The sequence below is a fragment of the Micromonospora sp. CPCC 206171 genome, from assembly GCF_036906755.1.
Taxonomy (GTDB): Bacteria; Actinomycetota; Actinomycetes; order Mycobacteriales; family Micromonosporaceae; genus Micromonospora; species Micromonospora purpureochromogenes.
In genome coordinates, this window is the sequence record NZ_JBAKHT010000024.1 from 33,392 (window position 1) to 45,875 (window position 12,484).

8 protein-coding genes are annotated in these 12,484 nt (G+C 75.1%); 3 read left to right on the forward strand and 5 right to left on the reverse strand.

Going from position 1 to position 12,484, the window contains the following annotated elements:
* Nucleotides 1-28 precede the first annotated feature (28 nt).
* A complete protein-coding gene (locus V6U89_RS23710) occupies nt 29-1,243 on the reverse strand; it encodes a sensor histidine kinase (RefSeq protein WP_334573572.1) in 1,215 nt (404 codons plus the stop codon).
* Nucleotides 1,240-1,908 (reverse strand): response regulator transcription factor, encoded by a 669-nt coding sequence (locus V6U89_RS23715; protein ID WP_334573574.1) that lies wholly within the window; start codon nt 1,906-1,908, stop codon nt 1,240-1,242. The genes V6U89_RS23710 and V6U89_RS23715 overlap by 4 nt, the downstream gene beginning before the upstream one ends.
* A gap of 132 nt (nt 1,909-2,040) precedes the next feature.
* Between V6U89_RS23715 and V6U89_RS23720 the strand changes: the two genes are divergently transcribed.
* Entirely contained in the window at nt 2,041-3,315 is a 1,275-nt protein-coding gene (locus V6U89_RS23720) for a peptidase C39 family protein (RefSeq protein ID WP_334573576.1), read from the forward strand.
* A gap of 58 nt (nt 3,316-3,373) precedes the next feature.
* On the opposite strand, the gene V6U89_RS23725 is transcribed toward V6U89_RS23720, so the two are convergent.
* Nucleotides 3,374-4,660 carry an outer membrane protein assembly factor BamB family protein gene (locus tag V6U89_RS23725; protein WP_334573578.1) on the reverse strand — a complete coding sequence of 429 codons (1,287 nt, stop codon included), beginning with the start codon at nt 4,658-4,660 and terminating at the stop codon, nt 3,374-3,376.
* A gap of 115 nt (nt 4,661-4,775) precedes the next feature.
* Between V6U89_RS23725 and V6U89_RS23730 the strand changes: the two genes are divergently transcribed.
* On the forward strand, nt 4,776-6,647 hold the full coding sequence (locus V6U89_RS23730; protein ID WP_334573653.1) for a hypothetical protein: 1,872 nt from the start codon (nt 4,776-4,778) through the stop codon (nt 6,645-6,647).
* Between the two features lie 58 nt (nt 6,648-6,705).
* Here the strand turns inward: V6U89_RS23730 and V6U89_RS23735 are convergent, their stop codons facing one another.
* Nucleotides 6,706-8,559 carry a hypothetical protein gene (locus V6U89_RS23735; RefSeq protein WP_442933975.1) on the reverse strand — a complete coding sequence of 618 codons (1,854 nt, stop codon included), beginning with the start codon at nt 8,557-8,559 and terminating at the stop codon, nt 6,706-6,708.
* 480 nt (nt 8,560-9,039) lie between these two features.
* Between V6U89_RS23735 and V6U89_RS23740 the strand changes: the two genes are divergently transcribed.
* Nucleotides 9,040-10,233 carry a hypothetical protein gene (locus tag V6U89_RS23740; RefSeq protein ID WP_334573581.1) on the forward strand — a complete coding sequence of 398 codons (1,194 nt, stop codon included), beginning with the start codon at nt 9,040-9,042 and terminating at the stop codon, nt 10,231-10,233.
* Nucleotides 10,234-10,506: 273 nt separating this feature from the next.
* Here the strand turns inward: V6U89_RS23740 and dxs are convergent, their stop codons facing one another.
* Nucleotides 10,507-12,456: a 1-deoxy-D-xylulose-5-phosphate synthase gene (dxs, locus tag V6U89_RS23745; RefSeq protein WP_334573583.1), complete on the reverse strand. Its 1,950-nt coding sequence runs from the start codon at nt 12,454-12,456 to the stop codon at nt 10,507-10,509.
* Between the last annotated feature and the right edge of the window lie 28 nt (nt 12,457-12,484).

Here is a 12,484-nt window from a genome sequence, read left to right on the forward strand (position 1 = left end):
AGCGTACGGACGCCGGGGCGGGCCGGCCTCACCGCCTCCGGGGCGGCTCCGACCGGGCGGCCGGCGCGGCGCCGCCGGAGCGGGCCACCGTCACCGGGCAGTCGACGTCGGCGGCCGGCAGCGCGACGGTCACCTCCAGGCCGCCACCGGAGCGGGCGAGCACCGTCACGGTCCCGCCGTGCGCGTCGCAGACCGCCCGGACGATGGAGAGCCCCAGCCCGGAGCCGCGCGCCCCGGTCCGTTCCCGCCCGCCCCGCCGGAACGGCTCGAACAGCCCCGGCACGTCGGCCTGGTCCACCTCGAACCCGGTGTTCCCCACCACCAGCCGCGACGTCCGGCCGTCGGTGTCGGTGCGCACCCAGAGCCGCCCGTGCAGGTGGTTGTAGCGGACCGCGTTCTCGATCAGGTTGCCGGCCAACCGGTCCAGCAGCCCCGGGTCGCCGACCACCGGGGCGGGCCGCAGGGAGGTCTGCACCCGCAGCCCGATCCGCTCCACTTCCCGGGCCATCGCGGACAGCGCGTTGGCGGTGCCGGTGGCGAGGTCGCACTCGGTACGCCGGGCCAGCCGGCGGCCGGTCTGCGCCTCGCTGCGGGCCAGCACCAGCAGCGCGTCCACCAGTCCGTTGGCCCGCTCCGAGGCGTCGCGCACCACGGTGGCCATCCGGCGGTACTCGGCCGTGTCCGCCTCGTCGTCGCTGAGCGTCACGTCGATCTCGGTACGCATCACCGCCAGCGGCGTACGCAGCTCGTGCGAGGCGTTGGCCACGAAGCGTTTCTGCGACTCGAACGCGGCGGCGATCCGGTCGAGCATCGCGTCGAAGGTGCGCGCCAGCTCGGCCACCTCGTCGTCCGCCCCGGACCAGCCGATCCGCTGGTCGAGGGTGGCCTCGCCGAGCCGTTGCGCGGTGGCGGTGACCTGGTGCAACGGGCGCAGCGCCCGGCCGGCCACCAGGTACGCCCCGGCGACCCCGACCACACTGATCGCCAGCAGCGCGACAAGCCCCTTCAGCAGCAGTTCCTGCGAGGCGGCGTCGACGAGCTGGCGCTGCCAGTCGGCGGCGTCCAGCGTCCGGCCGTCGGCCAGCAGCACGGTGGTGCCCGCCCGCAGCTCGTCGCTCGGGCGCAGCGCGTCGCGGACCAGCAGCCAGGCCAGCACCACCAGGACCGCCCCGGCGCCGACCAGCAGCACCCCGTTGAGCAGGGTCAGCCGCAACCGCAGGGTGGGACGCAGCCGCCGGCTCACGCGGTCACCTCGGCGGTGCGGTAGCCGGCGCCGACGACCGTCTCGATCAGTGGCGGGTCGCCGAGCTTCTTGCGCAGGGTCATCACGGTGACCCGGACGATGGTGGTGAACGGGTCGGTGTTGGCGTCCCAGACCCGTTCCAGCAGCTCCTCGCTGGAGACCACCGCGCCGCGCGCCTTGACCAGTTCGCAGAGGACGCCGAACTCCTTGTTGGTGAGGTCGACCGGCGTCCCGCCCCGGGTGACCACCCGACGGGCCGGGTCGATCACCACGTCGCCGACCGCCAGCACCGGCGGGGCGGCCGGGGTGGCCCGCCGGCCGAGCGCCTGCACCCGGGCGACCAGTTCGTCGAAGGCGAACGGCTTGGGCAGGTAGTCGTCGGCGCCCAGGCCGAGCCCCTCCACCCGGTCGGCGACGCTGTCGCTGGCGGTCAGCATCAGCACCCGGGTCAGGGTGCCGGAGGCGGCCAGGTCGGCGCAGATCTGGTCGCCGTGCACGCCGGGCAGGTCCCGGTCGAGGACCACCACGTCGTACCGGGTGACGAAGGCGGCCTCGTGGCCGGTGTCGCCGTCGTACGCCACGTCGACCGCCATGCCGCGCTTGCGCAGCCCGCGCGCGATCGCGTCGGCGAGGTTCCGCTCGTCCTCGACCACCAGCACCCGCATCCCGACCTCCTCGCCGACCTGCCCGACAACCTAGTGCCGGCCGCCAAACCGGCGGCACCGCCCGCCCCGGTCGTTGCAAGAAACCTCCGGGGTACGCGATGCTTTTGGCACTGATCTACAGGAGGGCGGGCCGTGACCGCGACACCGACCGGGCGGGACATCGCCTACCGGGGCTTCCGCCTCGCCGTCGACGCGCGCCTCGGCACCGGCGTCGGCGTCCGGTCGCACGCCGGTGGGCTGGAGCTGGCCGACCCGGTCGACCGGCGCAGGCACGACGGCCGGACGTACGAGCTGGGGAGCTGGACCTCTCCCCCGGTGCCGGCCGGCTTCGCCGTCGCGGAGGTGGTGCCCTCCTGGACGGCCCGGACGCCGCCCGGCTGCTGGGTCGAGGTGGAGCTGCGCGGCCGGCACGCGGACGCCCCGACCACCGGCTGGTACACGCTGGCCCGCTGGGGGGAGGGCGAGGAGCCGGTACGCCGCACCTCCGTGCCGGGGCAGCGGGACCCCGACGCCCGGGTGGACACCGACACGCTGGTGATCGGCGAGGCCACGGTGACCGGCTGGCAGGTCCGGGTGACCCTGCTGCGCCCGGTGGGCGCGACGACCGGCCCGGTGCTGCGCACGATCGGCGCGGTCGCCTCGGGCCCGGCCCGCCGCCCGGCGACCGACCCGTCCGACCAGCCCTCGCACGGGACCGGCAGCCCGAGCGACGGATCGGCACCCGGCACCGACGGGCCGACCGACGAGTCCGCGCACCGGGCCGCCACCGACGAGCCGGCGGGGGTGGCGGGCGCGCGGGGCGTGGTGCTGGCCGTGCCCCGCTACTCCCAGCGCCGGCACGCCGGGGGCGAGTCGCGCTGGGGCGGTGGCGGGGACTCCTGGTGCAGCCCCACCTGCATGTCCATGGTGCTGGCCTTCTGGGGCGCCGAGCCGCCGCCCGAGCGGTACGCCTGGGTCGAGCCGCCCGGCCCCCGCCCGGTGGTGGTGCACGCCGCCCGGCACTGCTACGACCACGCGTACGCCGGGGCCGGCAACTGGGCGTTCAACACCGCGTACGCCGGGCTGCACGGGGTGGAGGCGTTCGTCACCCGGTTGCGCTCGCTGGCCGAGGCGGAGGCGTTCGTGGCCGCCGGCGTGCCGCTGGTGGTCTCCGCGGCGTTCCGCGCCGGCCAGGTACCCGGGCTGGACTACGACACCCGCGGGCACCTGATGGTGCTGGTCGGCTTCACCGAGGCCGGCGACCCGGTGCTCAACGACCCGTACGCGCCGGACGACGCGTCGGTGCGCCGGACCGTGGACCGGGCCCGCTTCGAGGCGGCCTGGCAGGACGGCAGCGGCGGGGCGACGTACGTGGTCCACCCGGCGTCGGTGCCGCTGCCCGCGCCGCCCGCCCAGCCGAACTGGTGATCAGCGGGGCGGTCGGACCGGTTCGACGCCCTGGCCCACCTCGCCCGGGTCGATGACGTCATCCGGCCAGCCGCCAGATCCCGAAGCCACCGCCACTGCGGCGACAGAGCAGCAGTCGCGCGTCGGCCTGGCAGTCGCCGGTGACCCCGCTGAGCACGTCGAGGACCCGGGTGCGGCCACCGGCGACGTCCAGTTCGGCGACGAACAGCCGGTCATCGTCGGCGGGCCGTACCCCGATCGGCCGGCCGTCGGCCGGATACCGGCCGGACACCTCCCAGGTGCCCAGGTCGGCGACGGCCCGCCCGGTGGCCGCGTCGAGGATCGCGAAGGAGTCCTGCGCGCCGCTGCCCGGTCCCCTGACCAGCATCCGGCCCTCGCGCTCGACGAGCGTCTCGTGCCAGCGGGTGGCGCGCCACCGGACGTCCCCGGTGGCCCGGTCCAGCGCCCACATCCCGCCGGTCTGCCCGTACGCGCAGAGCAGCGGCCCGCAGGCGGCGAAGTAGGCGACCAGTCCCAGCCGGATCTCCCAGCGCCGGTCCAGCTCGTCCAGGCCGTACGCCGTCACCCGGGCGGCGGTGTCCCGGACCACCAGCAGCAGCTCGTCGACCGACTGGCTCCGCTGGTAGTTGGGGAGTTCGCCGGGGTGGATGTCGGCGCTGCGCAACCGCGCCCCGCTGCGGGCGTCCCAGACCTCGACCTGCCCGGAGGAGGGGCTGGCCACGATCCGGTCGACGCCGTCGGGCCGGATGCGGAAGGTGGTGGCGTCCGCCGGCGTCGCCACCGACCAGCCGACCCGCCCGGTGGCCGGGTCGACGGAGCTGACCCGCGCGGGCTCCTCGCCCCCGGTCTCCAGCGTCAGCAGCGCGTTCCCGGCCGGTGCAACGTGACCCGGCCGCTCCCACCGGAGCCGCCCGGTGCCCAGGTCGAACGCGACGGCGCGGGGCGGCCCGTCCGACGAGCCGCCGGTGACCAGCACCACGTCCCGGTGGACGAGGACCGCATCGTCGGCGCCGGCGGCCGGCAGCGGCGTACGCCACAGCGGCGTCAGAGGACCGTCGCCCGCCGCCGGCACGGCGTACGCGGTCAACTGCCCGCCCCGCCCGGCGGGCGCGTCCGCAGGGTCCAACAGGAACAGCCGGTCGTCGGAGAGGAAGGCCGTGGTGGTGGGCCGGGCCGGGACGGTGAAGCTGCTCGGCGCCGCCACCGGGGCCGCTCCGGCCAGCGAGACCAGGGTGAGCACGAGGGCCGCCGCCACCCGCGCCGGCCGCCCGACGGTGCGCGGCGGACGCCGGCCCGGTTCCGGCGCCGACTCCTCGCGGACGTCACCCAGATCGATGAGCGCCACGTCCGACCTCCCCCGACCGTCGGCTGCCGGCCGCAGCGCACCCTGCGGGACGCCCCACCGGCCCGGCGGTTGCGGCGCGTCACCGCCTGTACGATGGCCCGTCGTGGCTGTGCCGGTGGTAGATCCCTCGTTGAACCAGACGTCCGCGCCCGAGGCGGTCGAGCCCGTCGCGGCCGATCCGGCACGGCGGCCCCGTCGGCGCCCCAGCCGGGCCGACATGCTGGCCATCGGAGCCTATGTGCTGCTCGGCGTTTTCGTGTGCCTGAACTACTGGGTGGACGTGCAGCACCGGGTCTCGTCGCACCTGCCGACCGACCACAGCTGGTTCGAGTGGCTCTTCCAGCACGGCGCGTACTCGGTGCGCCACCTGGAGAACCCGCTGTTCAGCGCGCGGCAGAACGCCCCGGACGGGGTGAACATGATGGCCAACACCTCGCTGCTGGGGATGACCCTGCCGCTGGCCCCGGTCACCCTCCTCTTCGGTCCGCAGGTGACGTACGCGCTCTACCTGGGCGGCGCGCTGGCCGCGACCGCGGGCACCTCGTACTGGATGCTGTCGCGCCACCTGGTGCGCTCGCGGGCGGCGGCCTTCGTCGGCGGCGCCTTCCTCGGCTTCGCGCCGGGCATCGTGCACCACGCCAACGGGCAGCCGAACTTCGTCTCCAACTTCCTGCTGCCGGTGATCGTGGCCCGGGTGCTGCGCCTCGGCGAGCCGGGCCGGTGGCGGCGCGACGGGGTCGTGCTGGGGCTGCTGGTGGCGTACCAGATCTTCATCAACGAGGAGATGCTGCTGCTCACCGCGCTGGCCTGCCTGGTGGCGGTGCTGGCGTACGTGGTGCAGCGGCCCCGCACGGCGCGGGCCCGGGTGGGCGGTTTCCTGGCCTCGCTCGGCCTTGGCGGCGGGCTGGCCCTGCTGCTGACCGCCTACCCGATCTGGTACCAGTTCAACGGCCCGCAGTCCTACCGGGGGTTGCAGGGCGGGGTCTTCCACAACTGGGGCGAGGACCTGATGGCCTTCGTCACCTTCGCCCGGGACACCGTGGCCGGTGACGAGGCGGTGGAGAAGACCATCGGCCTGACCGAGCAGAACACCTGGTTCGGCTGGCCGCTGGTGCTGGTGGCGCTGGTCGCCCTGGTGCTGCTCTGGCGTCGCTCGCTGGCGGCCCGGATCGCCGGCGTGCTGGTACTGGTCTTCACCGTCGCCGCGATCGGCCCGAAGGTGCGCTTCGACGGCGTGGAGACGACGGTCGACGGCCCGTGGGCGTACATCCCGGACGACCTGCCGCTGGTGGAGATGATGATGCCGACCCGGCTGGCCCTGGTGGTGGCCGCGGCGGTCGGCGTCCTGCTCGCGCTCGCCTGGGACGCCGCGGCGGGTTACGGCCGCGCCCGGGTCCCCGCGCCCCGCGCGGCGGCCGACGACGCCGGCCCGGCGGCGGCGAAGGCCACGCCGGCCCGGCGGCGCTGGGTCCGGCCGGTCGGGTACGCGGCCATCACGCTCGCCGTGCTGCCGCTGTTCCCGCGCCCGCTGCCGGCGCAGCCGATCGACCCGCCGCCGCACTTCATCACCGCCGGCGGCTGGCGCCCGTACGTCCCGGCGGGCCGGACCCTGGTGCCGGTGCCGATCCCGAGCAACGTGCACGGCCTGCCCACGCTGCGCTGGAGCGCGCTGACCGGGCACGAGTTCCCGGTGCCCGGCGGCTACTTCATCGGGCCCAACCTCGACGGTGAGGGGGTCTTCGGCGCGCCGAACCGGCCCACCAGCACCCTGATCTACTCCAGCATGGACACCGGCACGGTGCCGGCGCTGACCGAGGAGAACCGCCGCCAGGCGGTCGAGGACCTGCGCTACTGGAAGGCCTCGGTGGTGGTGCTCGGCGCCCACCCGCGCGAGGCGGTGCTGCGCGAGCTGATGACCGGCCTGATCGGGCCGGCGCAGCGGGTCGACGACGTGTGGCTCTGGGACGTGCGACCGCTGGTCGGCTGACCGCCCACCCGGCCCGGCCAGGGCGGACCGCCCACCCGGCCCGGCCAGGGCGGGCGCGTCAGGCGGTACGGGCGGTCAGCGGCCGGACGTCCCAGACCCAGACGTCCAGCTCCCGCTTCGCGGGCCCGACCAGCTGCTCGACGGTGCGCCGCAGCGGCTCGGCGTGCTGGTGGCCTACCGGCAGCACCAGGACCGCCGCGTTCCAGTGGCGCAGCTCGTCGAGGCAGCGACGGCGCTGCCGGTCGTCGAGCTTGGGCGTACGCCCGGTGGTGGCGACCTCGTCGAGCAGCTCGCCGATGCCGCTGGGCCGACCACCGAAGCGACCCGGGTCGCCGGTGTTGCCGTTGCGCGGGGCGAGGAAGTAGCCGCCGGGGATCTTGAAGTCGAGGTTGGTGGAGGCCGCCCACCGCATCCCGTTCGTGTTGCCCATGCTCGGCACGGGCACCGGCACCAGCGTCTGGTCCGGGCCGACGTACTGCCGCCAGCGGTCGGCGGTGATGAAGGTCGGCACCGGCGGGCGGGAGGTCACCTTCAACGGCATCGGCACGATCGGCAGCAGCGCGAGCACCAGGGCGCCGACGGTGACCGTCTTCGCGTGCCGCCACTCCAGGCCGCGCAGCGTCCACGCCCGCTGCACGGCCAGCGCCAGCAGCATGCCGATCACCACGCTGGTGATCAGGGCGAACCGGGTCGGCACCACCGCGTCGAGCAGCGGCAGCCGGACCAGCAGGTCCCACGGGCCGGTGACGAGGTCCCGGTCCCACCAGGACACCCGCTCGCCGAGCGAGAGCACGGCGAAGAACAACCCGGTCGCGGCGAGCGCCCGGACCAGCACCTCGCGGCGCAGCCAGACCACGATGCCGACGGCGAGCAGCGACAGGCTCCAGCCGAAGAAGGCGTTCTCCTCGGAGTAGTTCGGGGCCAGGTTGACGTTCGCCCGCTCGTTGCCGCCGAAGGTCGGCGAGCCGGGGGCGAAGAAGGCGGCGATGTCGTTGCCGTAGTCGCGGACCGCGTCGCTGAGCCCGTGGTACGCCATCGGCCCGGCGAACTGGATGTAGAGCGGGTACGCCAGCAGCGCCCCGGCCAGCACCGCGCACACCGGCAGCCCCTTGGCCAGCGGACGCCAGGCCACCGACCACAGCGCCGGGCGCTGCACCACCATCGCGGTCAGGAAGACGCCGCAGGCCAGCGCGGTGAAGAGCAGGATCTCCTCGTTGATGAACGCCTGCACGGTGACCAGCAGCGCCAGCAGCGCGCCGTCGCGCACCGGCCGGGTGGAGCGGGTCAGCACCATCACCCGCCAGACGATGAACGGCAGCAGGAACTGGGAGATGATGTTCGGGTGCCAGTTGGCGTGCGACAGCATCGCCGGTGAGAACCCGCAGAACCAGGCGCCCACCGCGGCGGCCAGCCGCCGGCGGACCAGGTGCCGGGAGAACACGTGGTACCAGGCGGCGGCGGTGCCGGCGAGGCCCAGGGTGACCAGCACCACGAAGGACACGGCCGGTCCGAAGAGCAGGGTGACCGGCACCATCGGGATGCCCAGCGCCAGCACGGCCGTGTTGGCCATCAGGTTGACGCCGTCGGGGTAGTTGAACTGGTCGGTGAAGAACGGGAACTCGCCGTGCAGCACCACGCGTACCGAGTGGGCGAGGAAGAACTGCACCTGGGCGGGGTCGCTGCTGTAGAGCGAGGCGACCCGGCCGGCCGGGTCGACCCAGAGTTGGCTGGTCACCCAGAGCGCGACGAGCAGGAAGATCCCGTAGACGGCGAGGTCCTTGCGCCGGGCCGTCCAGCGCCAGCGCCGCGCGGGGGCCGTCGCACCGTCGCCGTCCGCCGTCGCCGGCCGCTTCCCGGGTACGCCCCGCGCCGGCGCGTCGACGGCCGGCGCCGCCGGAGCGGGTCTGTCCACGCTCGGCGCCGCCGGAGCGGGCGCGTCGACGGCCGGCGCCGTCGGGGCGGGCGCGTCCACGACCGGTGCCGCCGAGGCGGGCGCGTCCACGACCGGCGCCGCCGGGCCGGGCGCGTCGACGACGCGTGCGTCCACGGTCGGCGTTCGGCCGGTCGATGTGTCCACGGTCGGCGCCCTCCCGGTGGACGCGGTGGCAGCGGGTGCCTTCGCCGCCGGTGTGTCGAGGACCCGTGCCGGGAACGCGGTCGCGGTCGCCGTGGCGCCGCGGGCGGAGCCCGGAGAGGCGTCGGGGTCCGGTGCGGAGGCGCCACGGGGCTCGACAGACGTCACAGTCGGCGGAGTCTACCGGAGCCGGAGAATAGCCCGAAATTCACACTGCTGTCCCTTGTGGCCGCCGGACACGGCCGCGAGGCGCTCCCCGACCGTTGCGTACCATGTGGGCTTCCGGCAACGACGGCGAGGCGATCGGGAGGCGTACAGGTGGCTTCAGTCCGCCGCCGCGGCATGACGGCCACCGCACTGCTCACCATGGTGCTGGCCGCGACCGCCTGCGGCCCGGTCGCCGACCGGGGGGCCCGCGAGCTGCCGGTCGGCTACGACAGCCTGGACGGCACGCTGCCGGTCTGGCCGCCGCGCGGCTCGCTCGCCGGGGACGCCGCCGCGACCCGGGCGGTCACCGAGGCGGTACGCGCCTGGCGGTCGCCGATCGACGACCGCGCCCACCTGCCCTCCTCCGGCATCCTCTTCTCCGGCGAGGTCGACGGCACCCGGCTGGCCCTGGTCGCCGCCGACGTGCCCGGCGAGGGCGCGTCCTGGCTGCTCCAGCTCACCGGCGACGGCGGCCGGTACACGGTGACCCGGGCCAGCGAGTACTCCGACCCCGGCTACCTCGCCTACGCCGACGTCCTGCCGGTGCAGCTGGCCGACGGCCGGCGCTACCTCACCTCCGGGCGGGTGGAGCGCCTGCTCGGCCCGGACGGCCGGGCGCTGGTGCGCTCCGACGGGCTGAGCCGCCCGGTGCGCGTGCCGGCCTGCGCGGCCGTGCCGGTCACCGCGACGCTGCGGGCCACCGAGTCGCTGCCGCGCGGTCGCGCCGCCGAGCGCCTGCTCGACCTCGGCACCGCCACCGCCGAGCCGCGCTACCCGCTGGTCCGGGACGAGACCGGCTCCGGCCGCCGGGCCCTGGACGGGCTGGACACCTGCGTGCTCGCCGACGAGCGGGGCCCGTTCGGCAGCGTCCCGCGCCGCATCGGCGACCGGGACGCGCCCCGCTCGGCGCCGGAGTCGTGGCCGATGGAGAAGGTGAGCGTCCGGGCGATCGGCGAGATGGCGCTGGGCGGCGGCGACCCCGGCGACCTGGAGCAGCTCACCTGGGAGACGGACGCCGGCACGATGACCGCTGTGGTCTACCGGCCCGCCGACGGCGGCACCCCGGTGGTCTCCCCGGCGGACCGGTCCAACCCCCTGCAGACGTACGTGCTGCCGGTGCCCGGGCAGCCGCTGGTGGTGCTGACCTGGCGGGGCACCCGGGACGCCTCGCTCTCGGTGCCGCCGGGCACACCCCGGCTGGTGGACCGCCCCGGCCTGGCGGTGGTGCCGATGCCGGCGGCGAAGCAGACCTTCAGCCTGGCCGGCGCGGAGAAGACCTACTACCGCTCCGTCGGCGGCCGCTGACCCACCGCGCGGGCCCCGCACCGCCGGTCCCGCTCGCACCGCCGGTTCCGCTCCGCACCCGTGGGCTCGATCGACTCCGTGTCGCCGGCTCGGCGGTATGAGCGCGACCAGGAAACCGCCACGTCGCCGACACGGAGTCGATCACGCGATCGGGACACCGCCAGCTCGCCGACACGGAGTCGATCACGCGGGCGACCAGCACCCGGAGACCGGGCCGGAGACGGCGGCGGGCGGTCCCCGCGAGTGCGGGGCCGCCCGTCGGGGTCGTACCGGTCAGTTGGAGCTGGGCTCGCTGGCCGGCAGCCGGACCGGCTCCACCGGCTCCGCGTCCAGGCCGGAGATCCAGCCGATGACGTCGCGCGCCACGTCCTGAGCGGTGAGCCCCAGGTCGCTGAGGATCTGCGCGCGGGTGCCGTGCGGGTGCCAGCCGGCCGGCACGCCGAGGTCGCGCAGCGGCACCCGGACGTCGGCGTCCCGCATCGACTGGGCGAGCGCGTCGCCGACGCCGCCGACCCGGACGCCGTCCTCGACGGTGACCACGAGCCGGTGCCCGGCGGCCAGCTCGACCAGCTCGGCCGGGACCGGGCGGACCCAGCGCGGGTCGACCACGGTCACGCCGTAGCCCTGCTCGGCGAGGCGGGCGGCGACCTCCATGCCCAGCTGGCCGAAGGAGCCGACCGCGACCAGCAGCACGTCGGTACGCGCCGACTCGGCCAGCACGTCGACGGTGCCGATCCGGCGTACGGCCGGCAGGTCGGCGGCGACGGTGCCGGTCGGGAAGCGGACGATGGTCGGGCCGTCGTCGACGGCGACGGCCTCGCGCAGCTCCTCGCGGAGGCTGGCGGCGTCGCGGGGCGCGGCGATGCGCAGGCCGGGCACCACGCCGAAGACGGACATGTCCCAGATGCCGTAGTGGCTCGGCCCGTCCGGCCCGGTGATGCCGGCCCGGTCGAGCACGAAGGTCACCGGCAGCTTGTGCATCGCCACGTCCAGCAGGACCTGGTCGAAGGCGCGGTTGAGGAAGGTCGCGTAGACCGCCACCACCGGGTGCAGCCCGCCCATCGCCAGGCCGGCGGCCGAGGTGGCGGCGTGCTGCTCGGCGATGCCGACGTCGTACACCCGCTCGGGGTGCTTGCGGGCCAGGGTGGCGATGCCGGTGGGCTCGGCCATGGCGGCGGTGATGCCGACCACGTCGGGGCGCTCGTCGGCGATCGCCACCAGCTCGTCGGCGAAGACCTGGGTCCACTTCACCGACGGGGCGGCGAGCAGCTTGCCGGTCTCGGCGTCGAACGCGCCCGGGCCGTGCAGGCAGTCCGCCTCGTCCTCCTCGGCGGGGCGGTAGCCGTAGCCCTTGCGGGTGACCGCGTGCACGATCACCGGGCCGCCGAAGTTCTTCGCGGCGCGCAGCGACGACTCGACGGCGGCGATGTCGTGCCCGTCGACCGGGCCGACGTACTTGATGCCGAGGTCCTCGAACATCGCCTGCGGGGCGACCGCGTCCTTGATGCCCTTCTTGACCGCGTGCAGCACCTCGTACATCGGCTTGCCGACCAGCGGGGTGGAGCCGAGGGCGTCCTTGACGGTGTCGAGGACCTTCTCGTAGCCGGGGTTGAGCCGCAGCGAGGAGAGGTGGTCGGCGAGGCCGCCGATGGTCGGCGAGTAGGACCGGCCGTTGTCGTTGACCACGATGACGAGGGGGTTGCCGGCGGTGGCGATGTTGTTCAGCGCCTCCCAGCACATGCCGCCGGTGAGCGCGCCGTCGCCGACCACGGCGACCACGCTGCGCTGCTCGCCGCGCAGGGCGTACGCCTTGGCCAGCCCGTCGGCGTACGACAGGGCGGTGGAGGCGTGCGAGTTCTCGATCAGGTCGTGCTCGCTCTCGGCCTGGCTCGGGTAGCCGGAGAGCCCACCGCGCTGGCGCAGCTTGTCGAAGCCGTCCTGCCGCCCGGTGAGGATCTTGTGCACGTACGACTGGTGGCCGGTGTCGAACAGGAGCCGGTCGCGGGGAGAGTCGAAGACCCGGTGCATCGCCAGGGTGAGCTCCACCACGCCCAGGTTGGGGCCGACGTGCCCGCCGGTGCGAGAGACCTTGGCGATCAGGAAGTCACGGATCTCGGCGGCGAGGATGTCCAGCTGCTCGGCGGTCATCCGCTTGACGTCCTGCGGACCGCGGACGGCGCCCAGCAGCCGACCGTGGTTGGCCGTGCCCTCTTCAACACTCATGAGCGAAGAGTCTATCGGCCGCCCGCCG

Bases quoted from the DNA above. Each gene is read 5' to 3' on its own strand.
- V6U89_RS23715 (WP_334573574.1), bottom strand. From the start codon at position 1,908: ATGCGGGTGCTGGTGGTCGAGGACGAGCGGAACCTCGCCGACGCGATC.
- dxs (WP_334573583.1), bottom strand. From the start codon at position 12,456: ATGAGTGTTGAAGAGGGCACGGCCAACCACGGTCGGCTGCTGGGCGCC.